Source organism: Streptomyces sp. VNUA24 (assembly GCF_029167005.1).
Taxonomy (GTDB): domain Bacteria; phylum Actinomycetota; class Actinomycetes; order Streptomycetales; family Streptomycetaceae; genus Streptomyces; species Streptomyces scabiei.
Genome location: NZ_CP119143.1, coordinates 3,848,547 through 3,875,545, shown reverse-complemented (window position 1 = coordinate 3,875,545; position 26,999 = coordinate 3,848,547). Strand labels below are relative to the sequence as shown.

Here is a 26,999-nt window from a genome sequence, read left to right as displayed (position 1 = left end):
CCGGTCCGGCGGCGGCGCCCCGGTGGGCGCCCCCGGTCCCGCGCGCCCTGCCCTTTCGGGCACCGCGACCCTGCACCTTCTCCTGCTGACCCGGCTCCCGCGCTCTCGGTAGCGTCCTGACGTGAGCCTGTGGACTTCCCTCGAACCCGCCTCCGCGACCGTGGACCCCGGGAGTAGTACGTCGGTGCGGCTGCGGTTGCGCAACACCGGTGACGTGGTGGACGAGTACCGTTTCGAGCCGGTCGGTGACATCGCGCCGTGGACGACGGTGGAGCCGCAGACGCTGCGGCTGTATCCGGGGACGACGGGGTCGGTGGAGCTGACGTTCGCCCCGCCCCGTACCCCCGACGCGACGGCCGGCCCGAACGCCTACGCGGTGCGGATCACGCCGACCGAGCACCCGGAGGCGACGACGGTTCCGGAGGGGAACCTGACGATCACGCCGTTCACGGAGGTGCGGGCGGAACTCGTCCCGCCGACGGTGAAGGGGCGTCTGCGGGGACGGCCGAAGCTGGCCATCGACAACCTGGGCAACACCAAGGTCACGGCGTCGGTCAGTGGCAGCGACAACGGTGACCAGTTGTCGTACGACCTGCATCCGAGCAATGTGCAGATCGAGCCCGGCCGTGCCGCGTTCGTGAAGGCCACGCTCAAGCCGCGGCAGATCACCTGGTTCGGGTCGAAGGAGGAGCGGCCCTACACCCTCGCGGTGAAGCGGTCGGGCGTGACACCCCTGGACGTCGAGGGCACGTATGTCCAGCGGAGTTTCCTGCCCGGCTGGCTCGCCACCTGCCTCGCGATCTGCCTCGCCCTCGCGATCACCTTCGTGACCCTGTGGCTCGCCTACCGGCCCAGGGTCGTCAGCGCGGCCACCGAACTGCAGAAGACCGGCGTCAGCACGCTGCCGCCCAGCCCCTCGGCGCCGGTGTCGACCCCGCCGCCGCCCACGCCCTCCGACCCGCCCGCCTCCTCGCCGCCCCCGCAGGTCACGGAGACGGAGGCCGCGGCCGCCGGTGCTGGAGGCGGCAGCGGCGACGGCAGTGGCGGCGGGTCCGGCGGCGGATCGCAGGAGAAGAAGAAGCGCGCGCCCACGGCCGCGACCGCCGTACGCCAGCTGGCCGCGTCGGACCCGGGCGGCCGGCACATCTGCTACCGCGCCTTCGTGACCGGCAAGGGCTGGACCGCTCCGGAGTGCGACGGCGACACGGCCGGCACGGTGGGCCAGGGCCGGTCGCTCAAGGCCCTCAACATCGCGGTGTCCGGCGTCAACGGCACGGCCAGTGCCGCGTTCGTCCACAACCCCGACTCCACCAACGGCCAGGGCCACTACCCGAAGCCCTGGTCGAGCGCGAAGGACGGCTTCGACAACTACTTCGGCAGCTCCAAGGCGGGCGCCCCGGACCTGCTGGGCTTCACCATCAACGTCGACGAGGGCGGCAAGGGGGTCTGCCAGGCGGTCCACCAGAAGGACCGGGGCTGGCAGAACCTGGCCTGCGACAAGCCGAACGAGGGAGAGCACTACATCTTCGGCGGCACCCTCGACAACGGCGTCTGGCTCGAAGCCGTCAAGTTCACCGTGTGACAAGGCCGTCGGGACGGGATCCGGTGGCCGCCGGGGCACCCGGGCCTGCCCCGACGGCTCCTGACCGGACGCCGTGAGCCGCGTAGCGTCCTGACGTGAGCCTGTGGACTTCCCTCGAACCCGCCTCCGCGACCGTGGACCCGGGGAGTAGTACGTCGGTGCGGCTGCGGTTGCGCAACACCGGTGACGTGGTGGACGAGTACCGTTTCGAGCCGGTCGGTGACATCGCGCCGTGGACGACGGTGGAGCCGCAGACGCTGCGGCTGTATCCGGGGACGACGGGGTCGGTGGAGCTGACGTTCGCTCCGCCCCGCACCCCCGACGCGACGGCCGGCCCGAACCCGTACGCGGTGCGGATCACGCCGACCCAGCATCCGGAGGCGACGACGGTTCCGGAGGGGAACCTGACGATCACGCCGTTCACGGAGGTGCGGGCGGAACTCGTCCCGCCGACGGTGAAGGGGCGTCTGCGGGGACGGCCGAAGCTGGCCATCGACAACCTGGGCAACACCAAGGTCACCGCCGCCGTCAGCGGCAGCGACAACGGTGACCAGCTGTCGTACGACATCCACCCGAGCAATGTGCAGATCGAGCCCGGCCGTGCCGCGTTCGTGAAGGCCACGCTGAAGCCGCGGCAGATCACGTGGTTCGGGTCGAAGGAGGAGCGGCCGTACACCCTCGCGGTGAAGCGGTCGGGGGTCACACCGCTCGACGTCGAGGGCACCTATGTCCAGCGGAGTTTCCTGCCCGGCTGGCTCGCCACCTGCCTCGCGATCTGCCTCGCCCTCGCCATCACCTTCCTGACGATGTGGCTGGCGTTCCAGCCGAAGGTGACCAGTGGTGCCGGCGAGTTCCGGGAGGCCGGGGTCAGCACCCTGCCGCCCTCGGCCTCGCCGCAGCCACTGGAATCGGCGAAACCCGAGCCGACGGCCGAAGAAGAGCCGGAGAAGGACGCGGCCCCGTCCCGGGAGGCGGACGACAGCGGTGGGGAGGGCGGGGGCGGCGCGCCGACGGCGTCGGGCGAGCCGGCCGAGGAGAAGGACGAGAGCGTGCTGCCCGCGCGCAACATCCTGCTGCGCAACCTCGCCACCGAGCTGTGCGCCGACGTCCCCGGCGACGGCGACGGTCAGAGAGACGGCAGGGTCCAGCAGTTCACCTGCGACGACAGCCCGGCCGACAACCAGCTCTGGCATCTGGAGGTGAAGGTCGAGAAGCAGGGGCCGGGCGGCACGGACCTCTTCCAGATCCGCAACGCCAAGGACCTGCTCTGCATGGACCTGCCGAACTACGGAGCGAACCCGATCCATACGAAGATCACGGAGTTCACCTGTGACGGCACGACCGGCGACAACCAGTTGTGGTGGCTCGACCCGCAGCAGAGCGGTGGCTACTGGATCCGCAATGCCGCGAGCGACAACAAGTGTCTCGACGTCGCGGGCAACGAGGACCCACGCGGCGAGGTGCCCCTGATGCTCTTCGACTGCACCGTCACCGACGACCAGGAATGGCAGATCGTTCCGTCCGGGAGGGACTGAGATGAGCCTGTGGACTTCCCTCGAACCCGCCTCCGCGACCGTGGACCCCGGGAGTAGTACGACGGTGCGGCTGCGGCTGCGCAACACCGGTGACGTGGTCGACGAGTACCGTTTCGAGCCGGTCGGTGACATCGCGCCATGGACCAGGGTGGAGCCGCAGACGCTGCGGCTGTATCCGGGGACGACGGGGTCGGTGGAGCTGACGTTCGCCCCGCCCCGCACCCCCGACGCGACGGCCGGCCCGAACCCGTACGCGGTGCGGATCATGCCGACCCAGCACCCGGAGGCGACGACGGTTCCGGAGGGGAACCTGACGATCACGCCGTTCACGGAGGTGCGGGCGGAACTCGTCCCGCCGACCGTGAAGGGGCGTCTGCGCGGACGCCCGAAGCTGGCCATCGACAACCTGGGCAACACCAGGGTCACCGCCGCCGTCAGCGGCAGCGACAACGGTGACCAGCTGTCGTACGACATCCGTCCGAGCAATGTGCAGATCGAGCCGGGGCGTGCCGCGTTCGTCAAGGCCACCCTGAAGCCCAGACAGATCATCTGGTTCGGGTCCAAGGAGGAGCGGCCGTACGCGCTGGCCGTCCAGCGGGCCGGGGTCGCACCGCATCCGGTCGACGGCACCTATGTCCAGCGGGGGTTCCTGCCGGGCTGGCTCGCCACCTGCCTCGGGGTGGCCGTGGCCCTGGCGATCGCCTTCGTGACGCTGTGGTTCGCCTACCAGCCCAGGGTCACCAGCGCCGCGACCGATCTCCAGCAGGCCGGCACGACGGCCCTGCCGAGCGGCAGCCCGTCCGCCATGGCACTGGCGCCGAGCATCTCGGCTGCGCCGCTCCCGTCACAGACCCCCGAGGCTCCGCCCGAGGAGAAGCAGGAGGAGCAGCCCGAGAACCCTGGGTCGGGCTCCGGTTCGGGCTCGGGCGGTTCCGGCTCCGGCTCCGGCGGCTCCGGCTCCGGGTCGCAGCAGGAACCGGACACGAAGCCCACGACGAAGAAGCCCGCAGCCGCCAAGGGCTTCGCCATCATCGGCAAGGGCTCGGACCGCTGCGTCGACGTCACGGACGCCAAGAACGGCAAGGGCAAGGACGGCACCCCGCTCCAGATCTGGGACTGCGCCGGCACCGCCAACCAGAAGTGGGACTTCCGGGGCGACGGCACCGTGCGCTCCCTCGGCCTGTGCATGGACGTGGCCTGGGGCTCCCGCGACGACGGCGCCGTCATCCAGCTGGCCCGGTGCAGCGGCAACCCCGCCCAGCAGTTCGTGCTCAGCACCGCCGGGGACCTGGTCAACCCGCAGGCCGACAAGTGCGTCGACGTGAAGGACAACGCCACCGGCGACGGCGCCAGGCTCCAGCTGTGGACCTGCTCGGGCACGCCCAACCAGAAGTGGCGCGTGAAGTAGTCCCGGCCGGCGGGGCCGTCCCATCCGGGCGCCCCCGCCGCCGGGTCCGCTACCAGGTGCCCTCGCCCGGCACCAGCCGCCCGGCCTTGCGGTACTCGCGCTCGGCGCCCTCCCGTAGGTCGGCCGTGGTCACCGGACCGCCGCGCCCGGCGGCGGCGTAGGCGGCGGTGACGACCGCGCTGCGGATGGAACCGCCGGCCAGCTCGAAGTCACGGGCGACCGCCGCCGGGTCGGTGTCGTCCGCGCCGGGCACCGCGGCGAGACTGTGCCGCCACAGGGCCAGCCGCTGGGCGGTGTCCGGGAACGGGAAGTCGACCACCAGGTCCAGCCGCCGGGTGAACGCCTCGTCGATGTTGGCCCGCAGATTGGTGGTCAGCAGGGCGATGCCGTCGAACGACTCCAGACGCTGGAGCAGATAGGCGCTCTCCATGTTGGCGTACTTGTCGTGGGAGTCCTTGACCTCCGAGCGCTTGCCGAACACGGCGTCCGCCTCGTCGAAGAGCAGCACGGCGTCCGTGCGGTCCGCCTCGGTGAAGATCCGTTCGAGGTTCTTCTCGGTCTCGCCCACGAACTTGTCCACGATCGAGGAGAGCTGCACGACGTAGAGGTCCAGGCCGAGTTCGGCGGCCACGACCTCCGCCGACAGCGTCTTGCCGGTGCCCGACTCGCCCGCGAAGAGCCCCAGGACCCCACGGCCCCGCCCGCCGCCGGCGCTCAGCCGCCAGTCGCCGAGCACCCGGTCGCGGTGACGGGCGCGCAGGGCCAGTTCCCGCAGCTCGGCCAGGGGCTTGTCGGGCAGGACGAGGTCGTCCCAGCCGACGTCCGGGCGGATCCGGCGGGCGTGCCGTTCCAGACCGGAGGCCGACTGCAGCCGTGCGGCCAGCCGCAGATGGTCCGCGGTCACCTCGGTGCCGTCGAACGCCGCGAGACCGGCGGCCGCGCGGGCCGCCCGCGCGATCCGGTCACCGCCGAGCCGGTACGGGGCGACCGTGGCCGCCAGGTCGAACCCCGGCCCGTCCGCCCCCGCGCCGAGCGCCGCCGCCCAGGCGTCCACGGCACCCGAGGGCGGCCGGGGCACGTCGAGGACCAGCGGATCACGGTCGCACCACTGCGGGTCGTACGGCTGCGGCCCCGTGAACAGCACGGACACATCGGGCGCGGTCAGCCCCCGGAACAACGGCCCCGGGTTCTCCGGGAGCGGCGCCACCACGACCGCGCACCCGCGCAGCCGGGCCTCGCGCAGCAGCGGGGGCAGGAGCCGGGCCGCCTCGTCGTCGGCCGCCGGGGGCGTGAAGTGCAGCGCCGCCACTCCGGCCGCGGCCAGGGCGGCCGTGGCCCGTACCAGACCGTCGCCCTCCCGCCGCTCCCGCAGATGCGCGGTGACCGGGGCGGCGGCCAGCCGTCCGGCCAGCCGCCCGGTGAACCCGCCGTCCTCCCCGAACGCGGACGCGGCTGCCGACCCCCCGGCACCCGCCGACGACGCCGACGGCGGGAGCGGACGCACATGGCCCACCAGCGCCGCGTCCATCGTGTCGTCGCCGAGGAGATGGGCGGCCAGCCGGTCCGGCACCCGCAGTTCCCGCCCGAGGAAGGGCCGTTCGGGCTCCTCGACGGTCAGCAGCCCGAGCGCGCACAGCGGCGCCGAGGGCAGGAACCGGGCCCGCGCCCGGGCGAGATGCACGGGCAGCCCGCACAGATCGAGCGCGAGCCCGACGGTGGCCCGGCGCCTGCTGACGTCGTCGTTCAGATACCCGTACAGCTGCTCGTAGGAGCGGTCCAGATCGGGTGCCAGGGCGATCAGCAGGATGCGTGTGTCCAGCTCCGTCAGCCCGAGCCGCCCCGCGAGCCGCTCCAGCGGACCGCCCGGGGCCGTCCGGGCTCCCGCGCCGTCCTCGTCACCCTCGCCGCCCTGCCCGTCCTCGAACACAGGGGCGTCCGGCCCCGCCGACGGCTCCAGCAGACGCCGTACGCCCTCCTCGGACACGTACAGCCCGCGCAGCGGATCGCCGGCCGTCGGGTCACCGGCACCGCGCCGGGCCACCAGCTCGGCCACCCGCTCGCGCAGCCGGGCGAGCCGGAGGAGGAGCGCGTCGGTGGGGGCCGAGTCGAGCGCCGCGCCGGACGTGGGGGAGACGGGAGTGACCGGAGTGACGGAAGTGACGGGGGAGGCGGAAGTGACGGGGGAGGCGGAAGTGGTCAACGCCGTCCCTCCCCGGTGTCCGGTACGGACGCGAGCCGGTCCGGCCGGTGCGCGCGCTCCTCCGAGCCCTCCAGGGAGCCGTCCATGCCGCGCACGCGGATCGCCGCGCCCTCGGTGACCGGGGGACCGGCGTCGTACTCGGGGAAGGCCGGGAAGGGCACGGTGACGACGAGGTCCAGGGAGGGCTTCAGCTCGCCGCCCAGCGCGGACCAGATCTCGGCGAGGGACCGCGACTCGGTGTGCAGCCCCGCCACGGACAGCGGCACGGTCAGGCCCAGCGCCCCGAGCGCGCCCGGGAGCCGGTCGGCGGGCAGCAGCTCGTGCGGCAGCAGCGTGGCCAGCACCGCCGAGAGCAGCCGGTGCTCGTCCTGGGGCTGTTTGGTCCAGGCGGTGACCAGGTACGACAGCCGGAACCAGCGGGGCGGCTGCCGACGGCGCACCACGATGTCCCGCTCGTCACGGACCGGCATGTGGCCCCGCTGGCGACGGGAGACGTCCTCCCGGATGTCGTACAGATAGGCGTTGACGGCGGGCGCGTTGCGCCGGGCCGCCCAGTCGCGGGTCGGGGCCTCGAAGGAGACGTCGATGCCGGAGCCGGCCAGGGCACCACCGCCGATCAGTCCCTTGAGGACCTCGTCCACCTCGTGGATCACGGTCGTGCTCCTGCTGTGTGTCGTGTGCCTGTCCGTCGATCCTGTCCGCCGGGGCGTCCCCCTTCCAGACATGCCGGGGACGACGAGGGGGCACGGTGGGCTGCCCAACGGGCCCGGTCCGACTGCCCGTTCGATCAGATGTAGCCTTCCCGGAGGGCATAGGCCACCGCGTGCGCCCGGTTGCGCAGATGCAGCCGGGTGGTGAGTCCGTGCATCACGTTCTTGACGGTGCGTTCGGAGTAGGAGAGCTTGCTCGCGATCTCGCCGGTGTCCATCCCCTCGGCGACGAGCCGGAGGACGTCGATCTCACGCGGCACCAGGCCGGACAGCGGCGCCCCGGTGCGGCCGGCCACGGAACGCTGCAACGTCCCCACCTGGTTGATCAGCCGGCCGAGCAGATCGGCGGGCAGGTCGCCGTCCCCGCGCGAGGCCGCGAGCACGGCCTGCGCCAGCCGGTGCGGGGTGGCCTCGTGACGCCACACGATGGCCCCGACCCCGCACTCGATGACCTCCAGCAGCTCGGTCTCGCGGATCAGGCTCACCACGAGGACGGCCCGCGCCCTCTCGCTGCGCACCATCCGGCGCAGCGTCGACAGCAGCGGCTCGTCCGGGGTCTCCCCGACCAGCACGGCCACGGTGCCCGGCCGTACCGCGGCGTCGTCCCTGAGGTCGATCACCGGATGCCCGCGCAGCTGGCTGATCACCCCGGCGCGGGAGAGCGGGTCGAGGGTGTGGACGACGACGGGGACACGGCGCCGGGGCTCCTGGTGCTCAGCCGCGACGCTGACCGGGGTCGCGCCCGTGCCGGTGGCCGCGGCCGTGGCCGCCGCCGTGTCCGCGGTCCGGAATGTGCTGCGCAACCGTTTCTCCCGTATGCACGAAATCGCCGCTCCTGTGAGGGGAGTGGCCGAGGGGCTCGATTCACCCTTCTGTGTGGTGTGTGCGCCGGGCAATCGTGGAGGACCACGAGACACACCACGAGATTCACCACGAGATTCACCACAGGCCCGGCCACGGCACTTTCCCGCCTACCTTCCGCGAGCAGTGCACCCGGACCGTCCGCACACCGTCCACCCAAGCGGAGAACGACGGTCCACGACCGCCCCCACGACAGCCACAGCCACGACAGCCACAGCCACGACAGGAGACAGCGATGTGCGTGCCGGAACCGCTTCTCGAACGCCGTGAACCCCTGGAGCTGCTGACCGCCGAGGCCGCCCGCGCCCGGACCGGCTCCGGCCGCCTGGTCCTGCTGCGGGGCGCCACCGGCACCGGCCGCACCGCACTCCTGGAGGCGGCGGCCGGCCACGCGGCGGCGAACGGCATGCGCGTCCTGCGGGCCCGCTGCTCACCCGAGCACCGCTCCATCCCCTTCGACACCGTCTTCCAACTTCTCGCCCACGGGCCGGAGTTCGACCAGGCCGCGGGCGAGGCGCCGGACCCGCCGGGCACCCAGCCGCACCGGGGCAGACCCGCGCGGCTGTGGCGGCTGCTGCGCTCCTACGCGGCCGAGTACCCGCTGCTCGTGGCCGTGGACGACGCGCACCTCGCCGACCCCCCGTCCCGCCGCTGGCTCGTCGAGGCCGTCCGCCGCATCGACCGTCTGCCCGTGCTCCTGGTGGTCACCGAACGCAGCCAGTACGACATCGACCCCCCGGCGGACGGCTTCGCACACGCCCTCTCCCCCGCCCTCGTGCACACCCGCACCCTGGCCCCGCTGAGCCCGGACGCCGGTGCGCGGCTGGTCCGTTCGGTCCACGGGGACGCCCCGCCGGACTGGGTCGACGCCTGCTTACGGGCGGGTGCCGGCAGCCCCCTGCTGCTGCGCGCCCTGCTGTCCGACCTCCGTGACTCCGCCCCCGGGGCCCTCCCGGCTGCCCTTCCGGACACCTGCGCCGCGCTCTATCCGGGCACCTACGCCGCCGCCGTGTCCTGGTGGCTGGACAGCGCCGGGCCCGCGACCACGGGCGTCGCCCGCGCGCTCGCCGCCCTCGACGACGAGGGCACCCCGGCCGACGCGGACCTGCTCGCCCGTACGGCCGACGCGGACCCCGCCCGCGTACCCGGCTGGCTCACCGCGATGACCCGCCTCGGCCTGCTCCGCCCCGACGCCGAGGGACGCCCCCGGTACGCCCACCCGCTGTTGCGGGACGCCGTGCTCGGCGGCTGGGCCGGCGCCGACCGCCAGGCCGCGCACCGCCGCGCGGCCGAGGCGATGCTGCACCGCGGCGACCCGGCCGAGTCCGTCGCCGGACAACTGCTGCGCTCCGGACCCGTCGGCGAGGCATGGGCGACCGGCGCCCTGCTGGACGCCGCCGACCTCGCCGTCCGCGCCGACCGCAGCGCCGACGCCCTGGCCCACCTCCGCCGCGCTCTCGACGAACCCATGCCGGCCGCCCGCCGCACCGTGGTCCTCACCGAACTGGGCTCCCTGGAGTACGCCACCGTGCGGTCCTCCGCCGGCATCCCCCGGCTCGCGGAGGCGATGCGGCTGCCCGGACCGCCCCGGGAGCGCGTCCACGCGGCGGTCGCCCTCGGCACGGCCCTGGCCCGGCGCGGGGAGGCCCGTGCCGCCGTCGACGTGCTGCGCGGGCTGCGCGACGAGCACCTGACGGGCCATCCGGACCTGATCCGCACCGTCCAGACCGCCTCCGCCCTGCTCGCCGACCACGACCAGGGCGTACGGCAGGAGGTGTACCGCTGGCTGCGCGAGACCGCCGAGCGCTCGCCCCACCTGGTCGGCACCGCCGGACAGGCCCTCCTCGTGCGCTACGAGGCCACCGCCGGACTGATCTCGGCGGCCTCGGCGATGCACCGCGTCCGGGCCCTGCTCGCCCGGCCGGCCGAACCACTGTCCGAGGTCTTCCTGCTGGGCACCGCCGCCGCCGTCGCCCAGTGGGCCGACCAGCTGGAGGAGGCCGAACGTCTCGTCGACCGCGGCCTCAGCGGCCAGCGCACCTCCCTGCTGCACCCCATGCACCTGGCCCTGCTCAACGTCCGGATCGACATCGCCGCCGCCCGGGGCGCCCACGCGGAGGTCCTCGCCGATCCCGAGGTCGCCCGCGCGGTCGCGGGCGGCCCCGAGTCCGCCAACGCGCTGGCCCACGCGGTCGTCGCCCTCGTGGAGACCGGACGTACGCGGGAGGCCGCCCGTCTCGCCGACGGCTTCGACGTCCGGCACGCCCACGATTCCTGGGAGGTGAACCGCTTCCTGCACGCCCGCGGCCGTCTCCGCGCCGCCGTCGGCGACCCGGCCGCGGCCCTCGACGACTTCCTGGAGTGCGGCCGCCGCCAGTCGGCCCGGGACGTCGTCAGCCCCGTCGTCACCCCGTGGCGTTCGGCCGCCGCCGCGTGCCAGCTCGCCCTCGGCCGCCCCCAGGAGGCCCTCGCCCTCGCCGAACAGGAACTGCGTCTCGCCGGTGTCTGGAACACCCCCCGCGTCCTCGGCAGGGCCCTGTCCGCGCTCGGCACGGCGACGGGCGGTCGCCGGGGCCTGGAGCTGGCGGACCGGGCGGTACGGGCGCTGCGGCAGGGCGTCGACGGAGTACCGGAGGAGGCCGCGGGGACCGGCGCGGCCTCCGTGGTCGCGCTGGGCGGCATCGCCTCGGCGGGCGGGGGCCGGCTGTCGGCCAGGGGGCCCGCGACGGCCAAGGGCGGCTGGAAGCAGGGCGGCACCCGCGTGACGGCGGCCTCCGCGCGCGGCTGGACGCCGGGCGGAGCCGCGGCGCGGCGGGCGGTCGGCGGGGTCTCCGCGGTGCCGTCCGGCGGAGCCTGGGCGGCGCTCGCCGCCCCGGACACCGCAGGGACCGGGGGGCCGAGCGGCTCCCCGGTGACCTCGGAGCTGATCCCGGCCCTCGTGGCACAGGGGAGGGCGCTCGCCGCCGCCGGGGAGCGGGTGCGGGCCCGCGACACCTTCCGGGAGGCGGCCGGACACGCCGAACGCCTCGGCGCGCTCCGCCTGCGCGCCCTCGCGGAGGAAGCCCTGCGCGAGGGCGGTGCCCGCCGCCCGGCGACGCCCCTGACGGGCCCGTCCGCGCTCACGGCGGCCGAGCGCCGGATCGCCGAACTCGCCGCGCAGAGCCACACGAACACCGAGATAGCCCAGCTCCTCCACCTGGCCCGTCGCACGGTGGAAACCCATCTGACCAGCACCTACCGCAAGCTCGGCATCCGCCGCAGGGCGGAACTGGGCGCGGCCCTCGCGACCTCCGCCGAGACCCGGTGACCGGCCACGCACCGACTGCACCGACTGAACCGAAGGGCGGGCGCCTGCGTAGGGAGAACCGGGACCATCCCCGCACGGCCACCGCACCCGAGGAGCACCCATGAGCAGCACCCCGCCCCTGCACGACTGGCTCGACTCGCGCCGGCCGCTCGTGCTGGGCCTGTTCCGCATCGTCCTCGGGCTGCTGTTCGCCAGTGAGGGAGCCGCCACGGTCTTCGGCGTCCTGGACCGCAAGGCGAGCCCGGTCGGCGACTGGCCCTTCTGGTACGCCGGAGTCATCGAGCTGACCTGCGGCGTCCTGGTTCTCCTCGGCGTCGCCACCCGCGGTGCCGCGTTCCTCAGCTCGGGCATCATGGCGTTCGCCTACTTCACAGAGCACCAGAAGGACGGCCTCTTCCCCCTCCAGAACGGCGGCCTCGCCCCCGTCCTGTTCTGCTGGGGCTTCCTCCTGCTGGTCTTCGCCGGCCCCGGCGCCCTGTCCCTGGCGGGCCCGACCCGCCGCGGGACCGGCTCCCGCACCGGCTCCGACCGGCTCACCGAGCCGTCCCGCTGACCCCGGCCCGAGGAGGCACCCGATGGGCGCTCGTTCCTTCATGCTCGCGACCCGCGTACCGATGGCGCGCGACGGCTTCGAGGAGTGGCTCCGCACACCCCTGCCGGGCCTCGGCGTCATCGAGAACCCGGCCGCGATGTACACGGGGTGGGCCGCCGACGGCGCCCGCCCGGACTGGGACCTCACCGCGATCGCCGCTCACCTTCCGGAGGCGGCGGCCGCTGTCCGCGCCGAACGGGAGAAGACGCCGGCGCACCTGCTCGCGCCCCGCGCCGCCCAGGGCCTCACCCTGCTCCGCCACCGCGACGACGCGCTGGAGGCGTACCTGTACGACTACCACGGCGACGAGAGCGCCACCCACACCGCGCTGCTGATGCTGGCCGGCGCGGGCCGCTTCGCCCACCCCGGCACCGAGACCCCGGTCCTGTACTGGGGCGGCGACGTCCACCCCGGCCTGCCCCTGCGCGGCGACCCGCCCCTCGCGGTCCTGCTCGTCGGCCCAGCCCGGTCCCGGTTCGTCGCCACGCACCCGCTCGACACCCTGATCGCGGATCTGACACCCGTCGAGACGGACTTCCTCACGGCGGCCGAGCACATGGACGAGGCCGGGGCCGAATCCGAGGACGGCCGGCCCGGCCACGCACCGGACCTCCTCGACCCGGACCTCCTCGACCCGGACCTCCTCGACCCGGCGCTCCGCCCGGCTCTGCGCCCGGACAGCCGCCCGTAGGCCGAGCAGCCGGGCGGCCCGCTCAGCACTCGATGATGTTCACCGCCAGCCCGCCCCGCGCCGTCTCCTTGTACTTGACGCTCATGTCGGCGCCGGTGTCCTTCATGGTCTTGATGACCTTGTCCAGGGACACCTTGTGGGTGCCGTCGCCGCGCATGGCCATGCGGGCGGCGGTGACGGCCTTCACCGCCGCCATGCCGTTGCGTTCGATGCACGGGATCTGGACGAGGCCGCCGACGGGGTCGCAGGTGAGGCCGAGGTTGTGCTCCATGCCGATCTCGGCCGCGTTCTCCACCTGTTCGGGGGAGCCGCCCAGCACCTCCGCCAGCGCTCCGGCCGCCATGGAGCAGGCGGAGCCGACCTCGCCCTGGCAGCCGACCTCGGCGCCGGAGATGGAGGCGTTCTCCTTGAAGAGCAGACCGATCGCGCCGGCGGCCAGCAGGAACCGCACCACGCCGTCCTCGTCGGCGCCCGGCACGAAGTTGATGTAGTAGTGCAGGACGGCGGGGATGATGCCGGCCGCGCCGTTCGTCGGGGCCGTCACGACCCGGCCGCCGGCCGCGTTCTCCTCGTTCACGGCCATCGCGTAGAGCGTGATCCACTCCATGGAGCGGGCCAGCGGGTCGCCCTCCGCCCGGAGCTGACGGGCCGACATGGACGCGCGGCGGCGCACCTTCAGACCGCCGGGCAGGATGCCCTCGCGGGACATGCCGCGCGAGACGCACGCCTGCATGACCCCCCAGATGTCGAGGAGTCCGGAGCGGATCTCGTCCTCGGTGCGCCAGGCCCGCTCGTTCTCCAGCATCAGCGCGGAGATCGACAGACCCGTCTCCTTCGCCACCCGGAGCAGCTCGTCGCCCGTGCGGAAGGGGTACTTGAGAGGGGTGTCGTCGAGCTTGATGCGGTCCGCGCCGACGGCGTCCTCGTCGACCACGAAGCCGCCGCCGACGGAGTAGTACGTCTTCGACAGCACCTCCGCGCCCGCGGCGTCACGGGCCCATATGGTCATGCCGTTGGCGTGGTACGGCAGTGCCTTGCGACGGTGCAGGACCAGGTCCTTGTCGAAGGAGAAGGGGATCTCGTGGTCGTCGAGGAGGCGGATGCGCCCCGACGTCCTGATCGCCTCCACGCGGTCGTCGGCCGACTCCACGTCGACGGTCCGCGGGGAGGCGCCCTCCAGGCCGAGCAGCACCGCCTTGGGGGTGCCGTGGCCGTGGCCGGTCGCGCCCAGCGAGCCGTACAGCTCGACGCGGACCGAGGCCACGTCGGAGAGCAGCTCCTCGTTGCGCAGCCGGCGGGCGAACATCCGGGCTGCGCGCATCGGGCCGACCGTGTGGGAGCTGGACGGGCCGATGCCGATCGAGAACAGGTCGAAGACCGAGATGGCCACGGTGACTCCTCAGAACGGGGGAGGGCGGTGCGGGGAACGGGGTACCGCGCTCACTCCCCAGTGTGCGCGGTACCCCGGAAACTGCGGGGTGTGGTCCGGTGAAGCCCGGGGTCACTCACCCAGCGTCGGGTACAGCGGGTGCTTGTCGGCGAGGGCCTTGACCCGGGCCTTGAGGGCTTCGGTGTCGTAGGAGGGCTTGAGGGCCTCGGCGATGACGTCGGCGACCTCGGTGAAGTCCTCGGCGGTGAAGCCGCGGGTGGCCAGGGCCGGGGTGCCGATCCGCAGGCCGGAGGTCACCATCGGCGGACGCGGGTCGTTGGGAACCGCGTTGCGGTTGACGGTGATGCCGACCTCGTGGAGACGGTCCTCGGCCTGCTGCCCGTCCAGCTCGGAGTGGCGCAGGTCGACCAGGATCAGGTGCACGTCCGTGCCCCCGGACAGCACGTCGACACCGGCTGCGCGGGCGTCGGGGGCCGTCAGCCGCGCGGCGAGGATCTGCGCGCCCTCGACCGTGCGCCGCTGGCGCTCCTTGAACTCCTCGCTCGCGGCGACCTTGAAGGAGACCGCCTTGGCCGCGATCACGTGCTCCAGCGGACCGCCCTGGAAGCCGGGGAAGACGGAGGAGTTGAGCTTCTTGGCGAACTCCTTGCTGCGGGCGAGGATGATGCCGCCGCGCGGGCCGCCGAGCGTCTTGTGGGTCGTGGAGGTGACCACGTCGGCGTACTCGACCGGGTTGGGGTGCAGCCCGGCCGCCACCAGACCCGCGAAGTGCGCCATGTCCACCCACAGCAGCGCGCCGGTCTCGTCCGCGATCCGGCGGAACGCGGCGAAGTCCAGCTGCCGCGGATACGCCGACCACCCCGCGATGATCACCTTCGGGCGGTGCTCCTTGGCCAGCCGCTCGACCTCGTCCATGTCGACCAGGCCCGAGTCGTCCACGTGGTAGGCGACCACGTTGAACTGCTTGCCGGAGAAGTTCAGGCGCATGCCGTGGGTGAGGTGGCCGCCGTGGGCCAGGTCCAGGCCGAGGATGGTGTCGCCGGGCTGGGCGAGCGCGAACAGGGCGGCCTGGTTGGCGGAGGCACCCGAGTGCGGCTGGACGTTGGCGTACTCGGCGCCGAACAGCTCCTTCAGCCGGTCGATCGCGATCTGCTCGGTGACGTCGACGTGCTCGCAGCCGCCGTAGTAGCGGCGGCCCGGGTAGCCCTCGGCGTACTTGTTGGTCAGGACCGTGCCCTGCGCCTCCATGACCGCGAGGGGGGCGAAGTTCTCGGAGGCGATCATCTCCAGGGTGGACTGCTGGCGGTGCAGCTCGGCGTCGACGGCGGCCGCGACCTCGGGGTCCAGCTCGTGCAGGGGGGTGTTCAGAAGCGACATACGGGGGACCTCGTCTTCTCAGCCGGCGGTGTGGGCGGCGTACTCGTCGGCGGAGAGCAGGTCGTCCGGCTCGCCCGCGACGCGTACCTTGAACAGCCATCCGCCCTCGAACGGGGCGGTGTTCACCAGCGACGGGTCGTTGACGACGTCCTCGTTGATCTCGGTGATCTCACCGGAGACCGGCGAGTACAGGTCGCTCACCGACTTCGTGGACTCCAGTTCGCCGCAGGTCTCGCCCGCTTCGACCGTGGAGCCCACGTCGGGGAGCTGGGCGTAGACGACATCGCCGAGCGCGTTCGCCGCGAACTCCGTGATGCCGACCGTCGAGACGCCGTCCTCGGCGACCGACAGCCACTCGTGCTCCTTGCTGTAACGCAGCTGCTGGGGGTTGCTCATGGCCTGAATTCTCCTGTACGCGGGGGAGTGATGGTGAAGGGGGGACTGCTGAAACCGCTGTTGAACAGCGCGGATGTGCCCAGGGTCACGCTCGGGGTCCGCACGACGCCGCTTCCGAACGACTCCGTATCCGACCACGCGAACCGCCCCGGCCGCACGACCACGGCCGCGCGGCTACGAAGGTGTCACTTCCGCCGCGAGTAGAACGGCAGGGCCACGACCTCGTACGGCTCGTGGCTGCCGCGGATGTCCACGGCGACCCCGGTGGTGCCCGGGGCGGCGTACACGGCGTCGACGTACGCCATCGCGATCGGCTTGCCCAGCGTGGGGGAGGGGGCGCCGGAGGTGACCTCGCCGATCACCTTGCCCCCCTCGGCGACGACGGGGTATCCGGCGCGGGGGACCCGGCGGCCCTCGGCGATCAGGCCGACGAGGACCGGCGGCTCGTGGTGGGCGTGCTCGGCGGCCTCGCGCAGGGCCGCGCGGCCCACGAAGTCGCCCTCCTTGCCGAACTTCACGACCCGGCCGAGCCCGGCGTCGAACGGCGTCAGTTCGGTGGACAGCTCGTGCCCGTACAGCGGCATGCCCGCCTCCAGGCGGAGCGTGTCCCGGCAGGACAGGCCGCAGGGGACCAGGCCGGCGCCCTCGCCCGCCTTGGTCAGCGCCTGCCACAGCTCGACGGCGTGCTCGGGCTTCACGAACAGCTCGAAGCCGTCCTCGCCGGTGTACCCGGTGCGCGCGATCAGCGCCGGGACACCTGCGACCGTGCCCGGCAGTCCCGCGTAGTACTTCAGACCGTCGAGGTCGGCGTCGGTGAGGGCGGCCAGGATGCCGGGCGACTCGGGGCCCTGGACGGCGAGCAGCGCGTACGCGTCCCGGTCGTCCCGCACCTCGGCGTCGAAACCGGCGGCGCGCTCGACGAGCGCGTCCAGCACCACCTGGGCGTTGGAGGCGTTCGCGACGACGAGGTACTCCGTGTCCGCGAGCCGGTAGACGATCAGGTCGTCGAGGATGCCGCCGTCCTCGCGGCAGATCATGGTGTAGCGGGCGCGGCCGGGCTTCACCCCGCCGATGTCGCCGACCAGCGCGTGGTCGAGCAGCGCGGCGGCCCCCGGCCCGAGGACGGTGATCTCGCCCATGTGGGAGAGGTCGAAGAGGCCGGCCCTCGTGCGGACGGCGAGGTGCTCGTCACGCTCGGAGCCGTAACGCAGGGGCATGTCCCAGCCTGCGAAGTCGGTCATCGTCGCACCGAGCGAGCGATGCAGGGCATCGAGCGCGGTACGGCGCGATCCAGCGGTGGGGCTACTGCTCATCGGATTGCTCCCGGGGCATGACAGGCGAGGACGATCCTCCCCATCTGTCATCGGAACCTGAGAGGTTCACCGCGACCGTACGTACCGGTGATCGTGACGTACCGGTGATCGTGGTTTGCACCTTGGGTGGAGCCGTCCTCCTCGGAGGGAGGCGCGGCCCGCTTTTCAGATGTGCCTCGCCCGCGCGGTATCTGGGCCTGAGAGATTCAAGGGAGGGACTTGCTCCTTCGGCGCCCCAGCGAGACTGCTGGGAGCTCTCCCGCGCGGATTCAAGCGGCCGGTATGCAGTTGGCGCGCACATCATTGCACGCATCGACGCGGCGCGGCAGGGGGACCTTCACTGGTGAGGGCGGCGAGCGGGAGCGGACACACCGGTTCGTAGCACTCTTGTGGCAGGACGAGGACTGAACCAGGAGGGATCGGGCATTACCTTCTCTTTACAGTCTGTGGGGATGGGACTCCATACCCCTGGGGAGGACGATCACGGTGAACAGGACCACGGCGTACGCGACGACCTCGGGCATCGCCGCCATGCCCGAGCAGCCCGTCGCACCGGCCGGTGAGGCGTGCGGCCCGTTCCCGAGGGCGGTCGTCCGCGACCTCAGGGAGCGTGCCGGGCGCAGCCCGCACGGACTGTCCTTCGGACCGCACGACCTGGTGGTGGTGACCGGGCTCCCGGGCAGCGGCAAGTCGACGCTGATGCGGCGGAGCGTGCCGGGCGTGCGGATCGACTCCCAGGACACCCGCGACCGCTTCGACGCGCGCCTGGCCCGCCACCTGCCGTACGCGGCCTACCGGCCCTTCGTGCGCCTCGCGCACTACGCGGGACTGCGGCGCGCCCTCCGCTCGGGGGAGGGCGTCGTCGTGCACGACTGCGGGGCCCAGGCGTGGGTGCGCAGCTGGCTCGCGCGGGAGGCCGTACGGCGGGGCGGCACCCTGCATCTGCTGCTGCTCGACGTGACCGCGGACGAGGCGCGGGACGGGCAGCGGGAGCGGGGCCGGGGGGTCTCGCGGTACGCGTTCGCCCGGCACCGCGGCGCCATGACCAGACTGCTGCGGGCGGTGGAGAAGGGACGGCTGCCGCAGGGGTGCGGGGCGGCGGTGCTGATCGACCGGGCGGCGGCGGACGTGCTGAAGCGGATCGACTTCACCGGGTAGCGGGGGGTTCCCGAAGGGCGCGCCCGCGGCCCGGAAGCAATTAAGGTGCAGGGACAACAGCATCACGGAGCAAAGCGGTAGGCAGCAGATGGACTTCCCGGCGGACTTTCCGGCACAGGCGCATCCCCACGGGCACGGCGGGTGGCCCGGCAACGAGCTGGAGGAGGTGCTGTCCGCGTCGCTCGGCGTGCCCCAGGCCGGGGCGCGGATCGTGGAGGTGCTGGCCCGCAGTTTCGTCTGGGTGCCGCTCCCGGAGGGCGGCGGCCCGAGCAGCGGTCAGCTCGACCTGCCCACGATGGAGTTCGACGGCCAGGCGTACGTGCCGGTCTTCACGTCCGAGGAGCAGTTCCGCCAGGTCGTCGGGAACCACATGTCGTTCACGATCGCCCCGGCGGTCGAGTTCGCGCGCGGCCTGCCTCCGCAGATCGGCCTCGCCCTCAACCCGGACGGTGTCGTGGGCATGCCGTTGCCGCCGCCCGCGGTGGCCGAGCTGTGCCGGGCCGGACGGACCCCGCTGGACGGCTCGGCGAACGGGGCCCGCGTCCGGCTGTTCGAGCCGGACTGGCAGGACGACCCCGTGGACTTCCTCGCGGCCGCCTCGGCGGAGTTCGCCACGACCGGGGTGGTCCTCTCCGCCCGCCGCTGCCTCGCCACCATCGAGACCGCCGACCCCGTCATGTTCATCGGCGTCGAACTGACCTCCTGGGAGGCCGACCGGGGTCTCCCGCTCGCCGCCCTCGGCCGGGTCCTCGCCAAGGCCCCCGTCCCCTGGCCGGTCAACATGGTCTTCCTGGACGTCGCCCAGGACCCGGTGGGCGACTGGCTCCGCGAGAAGGTACGGCCCTTCTACCAACAGGGGTACTGACCGACGCGCCCCGGAAGGGCGTGGGGCTGTTCCGATCCGCGGCTCCGCCGCGGGGCCCGACCAGCCACGACGCGCCCGCGCCCCGCGAGGTACGGCAACGCCCGAGCCCTGACCGGCTCAACCGGCGCACCACCTAAGCTGTCTCCTATAACCAGGGTCCAACACGAAGGACGGCCAACGTGAGCGGCAGCATCGCCACCGGGCAGGTCGAGCACATGCTGCGGCAGGTGACGCCCGGGCGTTACGACGCCTACGAGGCGCTGCTGCGTGCCCTCGCCACCCCGTCCTCCGGCCAGATCTGGATGCTGCTCTGGCACGGCCAGGGCGGCTCCCCGGACGCCCAGTACGGGAACATGGAGGTCGACGGGTTCAACTACGCCCCGTGCGTGACCTCCGCCCAGGAGCTCTCCGCCAGTGGCTGGAACCGCAGTTACGAGGTCGTCGACGGCCTCGACGTGGCCCGCACGCTCTACCCCGACCACTACGGCCTCTGGCTGAACCCGCACGCGCCGGGCGGCGGCGTCGGCATCCCCTGGCTCGATCTGCGCCGGATCGCCACCGGCCTGGAGCGGCAGCCCGCCGGCCCGCTCCGGCTGTCCGAGCCGGCCATCGAGATCCCCCAGTTCTACGGCCTGCTGACCCAGAACGCGCACCGCACCCCCGCCGTGCGCTCGCTGCGCCGCGCCTGGGTGCAGCCGGCGCTCGGCGCGCCGTACCTGGCCATCGGCCTCGACGTGTACGACACCTCGCCGCCGGCCGTGGACTCGGTGCGCGCGATGATGCAGCAGTCCATCGGCGCCGTCCCGGACGGGCTGCCCGTCTCCACGGTCGCGATGTCCGACGAGTACGACCCGGTCGCCATGTGGCTGCGGGCCGGCGCCCGGCCGTTCTACGACCGCGAGGCCCACGCGGCCCCGGCGCAGGCCCCGGCGGCGGGCGGGTACGGGTACCCGAGCCGGTACTGAGCCGCCCCGCCGGCGTCCTCCCCGCCCCCACCGCTCAACAGAGCGTCACGTCCGGATAGCGGAACCGCGCTGGCCACATCACGGTTGCGCATACTTTCGCCGTCGGGTCTGGTGCCTGATCGCGCGGCCGTTGAAGACTCCCCCAGAGCGATGGGGGGATGCGGCGAACGCGCTGTTCATACGGTGAAGTTCTCCGCCCGCCCCTCCCTCGTACTCAGCAGTAGTCACAGAGCAGGCGAGACAGCAGTGGTGACGGACCGCACCGCAGACCCGGGCGGCCGCCAGGCACAGTCGGCAACCACCGGCACGGGCAAGCACGAGGGACGATGACCGCACCCATTGAGACGACCGGATCGCAGGCCGAGGCGCAGCCCGAAGCCGTGCTGGAAGGTGTCGAGGCCAAGAAGATCGAGGGCCGTTCGCTCGGCCAGATCGCCTGGACCCGCTTCAAGCGCGACAAGGTGGCCGTCGCCGGCGGTCTCATCGTCGTCCTGCTGATCCTGATCGCGGCCCTCTCCCGGCCGCTGCAGTCGATGCTGGGGCTCGACCCCAACACCTTCAACCAGGATCTCATCGACGCCAACACCTCCCTGCCCAAGGGCGACTTCGGCGGGATGAGCTGGGACCACCCTCTCGGGGTCGATCCCAAGTTCGGCCGGGACATCCTCGCCCGCATCCTGGAGGGCTCCTGGGTCTCCCTGGTCGTGGCCTTCGGCGCGACGATCCTGTCCAACGCCATCGGCGTGGTGCTGGGCCTGGTCGCCGGCTACTACGGCGGCCGGGTCGACACGATCGTCAGCCGGCTGATGGACACCTTCCTGGCGTTCCCGCTGCTGCTCTTCGCGATCGCCATCTCCGCGACGCTCCAGGGCGGCGCCTTCGGCCTCAAGGGCCTGCCGCTGCACATCTCGGTGCTGATCTTCGTGATCGGTTTCTTCAACTGGCCGTACATGGGACGCATCGTGCGCGGTCAGACCCTGGCGCTGCGGGAGCGCGAGTTCATCGACGCCTCGCGCGGGATGGGCGCCGGCGGCCCGTACGTCCTGTTCAAGGAGCTGCTGCCCAACCTCGTCGCGCCGATCATCGTCTACTCGACGCTGCTCATCCCGACCAACATCATCTTCGAGGCGTCGCTCAGCTTCCTCGGTGTCGGGATCCAGCCGCCGCAGGCCTCCTGGGGCGGAATGCTCAACGACGCGGTCGACTACTTCCAGGTCGACCCGCAGTACATGATCGTTCCCGGCCTCGCGATCTTCATCACGGTGCTGGCCTTCAACCTCCTCGGTGACGGCCTCCGGGACGCCCTCGACCCCCGCAGCCGCTGACGTCTGCGCCCGCGGCCCGGTTGTGGCCCGAAGTCCCACACAACTGTCCAACTACGAAGGAGAAACCGACCATCATGCGAAGGTCAGCAATGGCCGCGGTCGCGGTTGCGAGCGCCGCCGGACTGCTTCTGTCCGCGTGCAGCAAGGCGGACGACGGCACGGATGACGCCCCCAAGGGAGCCGGCGCCAACGCCGCGACCAAGGGTGTCGTGAACGAGTCCACGGCGAAGGGCGGCACGCTCACCTACGCCAGCTCCGACGCCCCCGAGTCCCTCGACCCGGGCAACATGTACTACGCGTACGGCTTCAACTTCAGCCGCCTCTACGCGCGTCCGCTGATGACGTTCAAGCCCGGCGCGGGCGAGGCGGGCAACGAGCTGGTCCCGGACCTGGCCGAGAGCGCGGGCACGCCGAGCGACGGCGGCAAGACCTGGACGTACAAGATCCGCCAGGGCGTCAAGTTCGAGGACGGCACCCCGGTCACCTCCAAGGACGTCAAGTACGCGGTGGAGCGCTCGAACTTCGCGCGTGACGTGCTCTCCTCGGGCCCCAACTACTTCCAGCAGCTGCTGGCCGGCGGGGACAAGTACAAGGGCCCGTACAAGGACAAGAAGGCGGCGGGCATCTCGTCCCTGGAGACGCCGGACGACAACACCATCGTCTTCAAGCTCAACAAGCCCTTCGCCGACTTCGACTACCTGGCGAGCATGCCGCAGACGGCTCCGGTGCCGAGGGCCAAGGACACCGGCGTCGACTACACCAAGAAGGTCGTCTCCACCGGCTCGTACAAGTTCGAGAAGTACGACGAGGGCAAGCAGATCGTCCTGGTCCGCAACCCCGAGTGGGACGCCAAGACGGACCCGCTGCGCAAGCAGTACCCGGAAAAGATCGTGGTGAACCTGAAGGTCAACAAGGCCACCATCGACAAGGACGTCATGTCCGGCGACACCATGATCGACATCCAGGGCACCGGTGTCGACGCCCAGACCCAGGCCCAGATCCTCAAGGACAAGGACCAGCTGGCCAACACGGACAACGCGCTCGGCGGCCGTCTCGTCTACACGGCGATCAACACCAAGGTGGCGCCGTTCGACAACGTCGAGTGCCGCAAGGCCGTCGAGTACGCGATCGACAAGACCGCCGTGCAGACCGCCATGGGCGGCCCGATCCGCGGTGACATCGCCACCACCGTCCTGCCCACCGACGTCTCGGGCTACGAGAAGGCCGACACGTACGCCACCCCGGACAACAAGGGTGACGTCGCCAAGGCCAAGGAGCACCTGAAGGCCTGCGGCAAGGAGGGCGGCTTCAAGACCTCCATCTCGGCCCGTACCGACCGTCAGGGCGAGGTCGACGCGGCCACCGCGATCGTCGAGGCGCTGAAGAAGGTCGGCATCGAGGCCGACATCAAGCAGTACCCGTCGGGCAAGTACTTCTCGGACTACGCGGGTGTGCCGAAGTTCAACAAGAAGAACAACATCGGCCTCATCATGATGCAGTGGGGCGCCGACTGGCCCACCGGCTACGGCTTCCTGCAGCAGATCGTGCACGGCAAGGCCATCGGCCAGGCCGGTAACACCAACCTGTCCGAGCTGGACGACCCCAAGGTCAACAAGCTGCTGGACGACGCGATCGGCAACACCGACGAGGCCGCCCGCACCGCCGCGTACACCGAGGTCGACAAGCTGGTCATGGAGCAGGCCGCCATCGTGCCGCTGACCTACTTCAAGGTCCTGCTGTACCGCTCGCCGTACGCCACCAACCTGGTGTCGTCCTCGGCCTTCAGCGGTCAGTACGACTACCTCAACATCGGTGTCAAGGAAAAGAAGTAGCCCCGGAAGGCAGGTGAAGGCATTGGCGCCCGCGGGTGAGCACACCCGCGGGCGCCGGCGCCGGTCCTCGTGATCTCGTACATCATCCGCCGGACGATCGCGGCGGTGATCCTGCTGCTCGTCGTCACCGCGGTCACCTTCGGCATCTTCTTCATCCTGCCGAAGCTCGCCGGACAGACTGCCGACCAACTGGCACAGCAGTACATCGGCAAGAATCCCTCGCCCTCGGACATCGAGGCGGTCAAGCGGAACCTCGGCCTGGACCAGCCGGTCTACGAGCAGTACTGGAACTTCGTCAAGGGCATTGTCTCCGGTGCCACGTACGACCTGGGGCCCTCCACCGTCCGCTGTGACGCCCCCTGCTTCGGCTACTCCTTCAAGGACCACCTGGAGGTCTGGCCGCAGCTCACCGGCCGGCTGCCGGTGACCATCTCCCTCGCCTCCGGCGCCGCCGTGCTGTGGCTGCTGGGCGGCATCATCGCCGGTGTCATCTCGGCCCTGAAGCCGGGCTCGTTCTTCGACCGCGCCGCCATGGGCGTCGCGCTCGCGGGCGTCTCCCTGCCCATGTTCTTCACCGGCCAGCTCGCCCTGCTGCTGTTCAGCTACCAGCTGGAGATCTTCGGCCGGACGTACGTCCCCTTCACCGAGAACCCCTCGCAGTGGGCCAACACCCTCTTCCTGCCGTGGTGCTCGCTCGCCCTCCTCTATTCGGCCATCTACGCCCGGCTCACCCGCTCGGGCATGCTGGAGACGATGAACGAGGACTACATCCGCACCGCCCGGGCCAAGGGCCTGCGCGAGCGCAACGTGGTCGTGAAGCACGGTCTGCGTGCCGCGCTGACCCCGCTGGTGACGGTCTTCGGCATGGACGTCGGCCTGCTCCTCGGTGGCGCCCTCATCACCGAGACCGTGTTCTCCCTGCACGGCATCGGCGAGTACGCGGTCCAGTCGATCAGCGCCAACGACCTGCCCCCGATCCTCGGGGTGACCCTGCTCGCGGCGTTCTTCGTCGTCTTCATGAACCTTGTGGTGGACCTGCTGTACGCCACGATCGACCCGCGGGTGAGGCTCTCGTGACCGAACTGTCCAAGACCGGGGCCGCCGTCGGCGAGCCCGCACGCGCCGGGGACGCCCCCGAGGCGTTCCTCGAAGTACGCGACCTCAAGGTGCACTTCCCCACCGACGACGGCGTGGTCAAGTCCGTCGACGGCCTCTCCTTCCAGCTGGAGAAGGGCAAGACCCTCGGCATCGTGGGCGAGTCCGGCTCCGGCAAGTCGGTGACCTCACTGGCGATCATGGGCCTGCACCGGCTCGGCGCGCGCGGCAAGAACGTGCGGATGTCCGGCGAGATCTGGCTCGACGGCAAGGAACTCGTCGGGGCGAGCCCCGACGAGGTGCGCCGGCTGCGCGGCCGCGACATGGCGATGATCTTCCAGGACCCGCTGTCCGCGATGCACCCGTACTACAAGGTCGGCAGCCAGATCGTCGAGGCGTACCGGGTCCACCACGACGTCAGCAAGAAGGTCGCCCGCAAGCGCGCGATCGAACTGCTCGACCGCGTCGGCATCCCGGAGCCCCACAAGCGCGTCGACGGCTACCCGCACGAGTTCTCCGGCGGTATGCGCCAGCGCGCCATGATCGCCATGGCCCTGGTCAACAACCCCGAACTGCTGATCGCCGACGAGCCCACGACCGCCCTGGACGTCACCGTCCAGGCGCAGATCCTGGACCTCATCCGCGACCTGCAGAAGGAGTTCGGCTCCGCGGTCATCATCATCACGCACGACCTCGGGGTGGTCGCCGAGATCGCCGACGACATCCTCGTGATGTACGGCGGCCGCTGTGTGGAGCGCGGCCCGGTCGACGACATCTTCCACCAGCCGCAGCACCCCTACACCTGGGGCCTGCTCGGTTCGATGCCGCGCATCGACCGCGCCCAGACCGACCGGCTCATCCCGGTCAAGGGCCAGCCGCCGAGCCTCATCAACGTGCCCTCGGGCTGCGCCTTCAACCCGCGCTGCCCCTACGCGGACGTCCCCAAGGACAACATCACCCGCACCGAGCGCCCCGAGCTGCGCGAGGTCGGCGGCCGGCACTTCACCGCCTGCCACCTGTCGCAGGAGGACCGTACGCGGATCTGGACCGAAGAGATTGCGCCGAAGCTGTGAGCGAGACTGAGACCCGGGCCGCCGTGCCGGCCCCGCGCGCCGACTCCGACGAGAAGCCACTGCTCAGGGTCGAGGGCCTGGTCAAGCACTTCCCCATCAAGAAGGGCCTGCTCCAGCGGCAGGTCGGGGCGGTCAAGGCCGTCGACGGCATCGACTTCGAGGTGCGCCGGGGCGAGACCCTCGGCGTCGTCGGCGAGTCCGGCTGCGGCAAGTCGACCATGGGCCGGCTCATCACCCGCCTGCTGGAGCCCTCCGGCGGCAAGGTCGAGTTCGACGGCACCGACATCACGCATCTCAAGACCGCCGGGATGCGCCCGCTGCGCCGCGACGTCCAGATGATCTTCCAGGACCCGTACGGCTCGCTGAACCCCCGGCACACCATCGGCACCATCGTCTCGGCGCCGTTCAAGCTCCAGGGCGTCGAGCCCGAGGGCGGGGTGAAGAAGGAGGTCCAGCGCCTCCTGGAGCTGGTGGGCCTGAGCCCCGAGCACTACAACCGGTACCCGCACGAGTTCTCCGGCGGCCAGCGCCAGCGCATCGGCATCGCCCGCGCGCTCGCCCTCAAGCCCCGGATGGTCGTCGCGGACGAGCCGGTCTCCGCGCTCGACGTGTCGATCCAGGCCCAGGTCGTCAACCTGATGGACGACCTCCAGGACGAGCTGGGCCTGACGTACGTGATCATCGCGCACGACCTCTCGGTGGTCCGCCACGTCTCCGACCGCATCGCCGTGATGTACCTCGGCAAGATCGTGGAGCTGGCCGACCGGGACTCCCTGTACACGGCGCCGATGCACCCGTACACCAAGGCGCTGCTGTCGGCCGTGCCGATCCCGGACCCGTCGCGCCGGGGTGCCAAGAGCGAGCGCATCCTGCTCAAGGGCGACGTGCCCTCGCCGATCGCGCCGCCGAGCGGCTGCCGCTTCCACACCCGGTGCTGGAAGGCCACGCAGGTCTGCACGACCACCGAGCCGCCGCTGGCCGAGCTGAGGCCGGGGCAGCGGGTCGCCTGCCACCACCCCGAGAACTTCGAGGACCAGCAGCCGCAGGACGTCGTCCTGCTGACGGCCGCGAAGGAGGCGGCCGAGCTGGTACCGGACACGGTGAAGCAGACGGAGGCGCCGCCCGCGGAGCCCGAGCCGCTGGCGGCGGCCGAGCCGCCCGCCGCGACGGAACCGCCCGCCGCGACGGAACCGCCCGCCGCGACCGAGGCTGCCGAGGAGCCCAAGGCCGCCGAGAAGCCCAAGGCCGCCAAGGAGACGGAGGCCGCCGAGGAGTCCGGCGGCGCCGACGACAAGTAAGCGAGAACGAGCTCCCGCCTTGCAAT

At 72.0% G+C, this 26,999-nt stretch carries 21 protein-coding genes and 1 riboswitch; of the genes, 14 read left to right on the top strand and 7 right to left on the bottom strand.

Annotation, left to right across the window (positions count from 1 at the left end; all coding sequences use genetic code 11):
• Positions 1 to 121 precede the first annotated feature (121 nt).
• The 3 genes from PYR72_RS16135 (at position 122) to PYR72_RS16125 (ending at position 4,525) form a co-directional block, all read left to right on the top strand.
• Complete coding sequence (locus PYR72_RS16135; RefSeq protein WP_275455993.1) at positions 122 to 1,582, top strand: hydrolase; 1,461 nt, start codon at positions 122 to 124, stop codon at positions 1,580 to 1,582.
• 95 nt (positions 1,583 to 1,677) lie between these two features.
• A complete protein-coding gene (locus PYR72_RS16130) occupies positions 1,678 to 3,117 on the top strand; it encodes an RICIN domain-containing protein (protein WP_275455992.1) in 1,440 nt (479 codons plus the stop codon).
• Position 3,118: 1 nt separating this feature from the next.
• The gene (locus tag PYR72_RS16125) at positions 3,119 to 4,525 is read left to right on the top strand and encodes an RICIN domain-containing protein (RefSeq protein ID WP_275455991.1); all 1,407 of its coding nucleotides are present in this window, start codon (positions 3,119 to 3,121) and stop codon (positions 4,523 to 4,525) included.
• Positions 4,526 to 4,574: 49 nt separating this feature from the next.
• Here PYR72_RS16125 and PYR72_RS16120 read toward each other — a convergent pair whose 3' ends face one another.
• The 3 genes from PYR72_RS16120 to PYR72_RS16110 all read right to left on the bottom strand — a co-directional run bounded on the left by PYR72_RS16120 (position 4,575) and on the right by PYR72_RS16110 (position 8,238).
• Complete coding sequence (locus tag PYR72_RS16120) at positions 4,575 to 6,725, bottom strand: ATP-binding protein (RefSeq protein WP_275455990.1); 2,151 nt, start codon at positions 6,723 to 6,725, stop codon at positions 4,575 to 4,577.
• Complete coding sequence (locus PYR72_RS16115) at positions 6,722 to 7,378, bottom strand: DUF4255 domain-containing protein (RefSeq protein ID WP_013000540.1); 657 nt, start codon at positions 7,376 to 7,378, stop codon at positions 6,722 to 6,724. Before PYR72_RS16115 ends, PYR72_RS16120 begins: the two co-directional genes overlap by 4 nt.
• Before the next feature lie 134 nt (positions 7,379 to 7,512).
• Positions 7,513 to 8,238, bottom strand: a complete 726-nt coding sequence (locus PYR72_RS16110; RefSeq protein ID WP_275455989.1) for a response regulator transcription factor — start codon at positions 8,236 to 8,238, stop codon at positions 7,513 to 7,515.
• Positions 8,239 to 8,531: 293 nt separating this feature from the next.
• Between PYR72_RS16110 and PYR72_RS16105 the strand changes: the two genes are divergently transcribed.
• The 3 genes from PYR72_RS16105 (at position 8,532) to PYR72_RS16095 (ending at position 12,886) form a co-directional block, all read left to right on the top strand.
• On the top strand, positions 8,532 to 11,603 hold the full coding sequence (locus PYR72_RS16105) for an AAA family ATPase (RefSeq protein WP_275455988.1): 3,072 nt from the start codon (positions 8,532 to 8,534) through the stop codon (positions 11,601 to 11,603).
• Positions 11,604 to 11,703: 100 nt separating this feature from the next.
• Entirely contained in the window at positions 11,704 to 12,156 is a 453-nt protein-coding gene (locus tag PYR72_RS16100; RefSeq protein WP_275455987.1) for a DoxX family protein, read from the top strand.
• A gap of 22 nt (positions 12,157 to 12,178) precedes the next feature.
• Positions 12,179 to 12,886, top strand: a complete 708-nt coding sequence (locus PYR72_RS16095) for a hypothetical protein (protein ID WP_275455986.1) — start codon at positions 12,179 to 12,181, stop codon at positions 12,884 to 12,886.
• A gap of 22 nt (positions 12,887 to 12,908) precedes the next feature.
• On the opposite strand, the gene PYR72_RS16090 is transcribed toward PYR72_RS16095, so the two are convergent.
• The 4 genes from PYR72_RS16090 to gcvT form a co-directional block, all read right to left on the bottom strand.
• On the bottom strand, positions 12,909 to 14,276 hold the full coding sequence (locus PYR72_RS16090; protein WP_275455985.1) for an L-serine ammonia-lyase: 1,368 nt from the start codon (positions 14,274 to 14,276) through the stop codon (positions 12,909 to 12,911).
• Between the two features lie 111 nt (positions 14,277 to 14,387).
• Positions 14,388 to 15,653 carry a serine hydroxymethyltransferase gene (gene glyA / locus PYR72_RS16085; protein WP_275455984.1) on the bottom strand — a complete coding sequence of 422 codons (1,266 nt, stop codon included), beginning with the start codon at positions 15,651 to 15,653 and terminating at the stop codon, positions 14,388 to 14,390.
• Between the two features lie 18 nt (positions 15,654 to 15,671).
• Complete coding sequence (gcvH, locus tag PYR72_RS16080) at positions 15,672 to 16,049, bottom strand: glycine cleavage system protein GcvH (RefSeq protein WP_013000532.1); 378 nt, start codon at positions 16,047 to 16,049, stop codon at positions 15,672 to 15,674.
• A gap of 185 nt (positions 16,050 to 16,234) precedes the next feature.
• Positions 16,235 to 17,362 carry a glycine cleavage system aminomethyltransferase GcvT gene (gcvT, locus tag PYR72_RS16075; protein WP_275455983.1) on the bottom strand — a complete coding sequence of 376 codons (1,128 nt, stop codon included), beginning with the start codon at positions 17,360 to 17,362 and terminating at the stop codon, positions 16,235 to 16,237.
• Between the two features lie 175 nt (positions 17,363 to 17,537).
• A riboswitch (glycine riboswitch) is annotated at positions 17,538 to 17,634 on the bottom strand.
• A 214-nt stretch (positions 17,635 to 17,848) separates the two neighbouring features.
• Between gcvT and PYR72_RS16070 the strand changes: the two genes are divergently transcribed.
• The 8 genes from PYR72_RS16070 to PYR72_RS16035 all read left to right on the top strand — a co-directional run bounded on the left by PYR72_RS16070 (position 17,849) and on the right by PYR72_RS16035 (position 26,973).
• Positions 17,849 to 18,520: an AAA family ATPase gene (locus tag PYR72_RS16070; RefSeq protein ID WP_275455982.1), complete on the top strand. Its 672-nt coding sequence runs from the start codon at positions 17,849 to 17,851 to the stop codon at positions 18,518 to 18,520.
• A gap of 88 nt (positions 18,521 to 18,608) precedes the next feature.
• A complete protein-coding gene (locus PYR72_RS16065) occupies positions 18,609 to 19,385 on the top strand; it encodes an enhanced serine sensitivity protein SseB (protein ID WP_275455981.1) in 777 nt (258 codons plus the stop codon).
• A gap of 215 nt (positions 19,386 to 19,600) precedes the next feature.
• Positions 19,601 to 20,350: an enhanced serine sensitivity protein SseB C-terminal domain-containing protein gene (locus PYR72_RS16060; RefSeq protein ID WP_275460424.1), complete on the top strand. Its 750-nt coding sequence runs from the start codon at positions 19,601 to 19,603 to the stop codon at positions 20,348 to 20,350.
• A gap of 326 nt (positions 20,351 to 20,676) precedes the next feature.
• Entirely contained in the window at positions 20,677 to 21,675 is a 999-nt protein-coding gene (locus PYR72_RS16055) for an ABC transporter permease (protein ID WP_275455980.1), read from the top strand.
• A 74-nt stretch (positions 21,676 to 21,749) separates the two neighbouring features.
• A complete protein-coding gene (locus tag PYR72_RS16050; protein ID WP_275455979.1) occupies positions 21,750 to 23,507 on the top strand; it encodes an ABC transporter substrate-binding protein in 1,758 nt (585 codons plus the stop codon).
• Between the two features lie 69 nt (positions 23,508 to 23,576).
• A complete protein-coding gene (locus PYR72_RS16045; protein WP_275455978.1) occupies positions 23,577 to 24,584 on the top strand; it encodes an ABC transporter permease in 1,008 nt (335 codons plus the stop codon).
• A complete protein-coding gene (locus PYR72_RS16040; RefSeq protein ID WP_275455977.1) occupies positions 24,581 to 25,675 on the top strand; it encodes an ABC transporter ATP-binding protein in 1,095 nt (364 codons plus the stop codon). The genes PYR72_RS16045 and PYR72_RS16040 overlap by 4 nt, the downstream gene beginning before the upstream one ends.
• Positions 25,672 to 26,973 carry a dipeptide ABC transporter ATP-binding protein gene (locus PYR72_RS16035; protein ID WP_275455976.1) on the top strand — a complete coding sequence of 434 codons (1,302 nt, stop codon included), beginning with the start codon at positions 25,672 to 25,674 and terminating at the stop codon, positions 26,971 to 26,973. Before PYR72_RS16040 ends, PYR72_RS16035 begins: the two co-directional genes overlap by 4 nt.
• The last annotated feature ends 26 nt before the right edge of the window (positions 26,974 to 26,999 follow it).

Bases quoted from the DNA above. Each gene is read 5' to 3' on its own strand.
- PYR72_RS16125 (WP_275455991.1), top strand. From the start codon at position 3,119: ATGAGCCTGTGGACTTCCCTCGAACCCGCCTCCGCGACCGTGGACCCC.
- PYR72_RS16105 (WP_275455988.1), top strand. From the start codon at position 8,532: ATGTGCGTGCCGGAACCGCTTCTCGAACGCCGTGAACCCCTGGAGCTG.
- PYR72_RS16100 (WP_275455987.1), top strand. From the start codon at position 11,704: ATGAGCAGCACCCCGCCCCTGCACGACTGGCTCGACTCGCGCCGGCCG.
- PYR72_RS16095 (WP_275455986.1), top strand. From the start codon at position 12,179: ATGGGCGCTCGTTCCTTCATGCTCGCGACCCGCGTACCGATGGCGCGC.
- glyA (WP_275455984.1), bottom strand. From the start codon at position 15,653: ATGTCGCTTCTGAACACCCCCCTGCACGAGCTGGACCCCGAGGTCGCG.
- gcvH (WP_013000532.1), bottom strand. From the start codon at position 16,049: ATGAGCAACCCCCAGCAGCTGCGTTACAGCAAGGAGCACGAGTGGCTG.
- gcvT (WP_275455983.1), bottom strand. From the start codon at position 17,362: ATGAGCAGTAGCCCCACCGCTGGATCGCGCCGTACCGCGCTCGATGCC.
- PYR72_RS16065 (WP_275455981.1), top strand. From the start codon at position 18,609: ATGGACTTCCCGGCGGACTTTCCGGCACAGGCGCATCCCCACGGGCAC.
- PYR72_RS16060 (WP_275460424.1), top strand. From the start codon at position 19,601: ATGCTGCGGCAGGTGACGCCCGGGCGTTACGACGCCTACGAGGCGCTG.
- PYR72_RS16055 (WP_275455980.1), top strand. From the start codon at position 20,677: ATGACCGCACCCATTGAGACGACCGGATCGCAGGCCGAGGCGCAGCCC.
- PYR72_RS16050 (WP_275455979.1), top strand. From the start codon at position 21,750: ATGCGAAGGTCAGCAATGGCCGCGGTCGCGGTTGCGAGCGCCGCCGGA.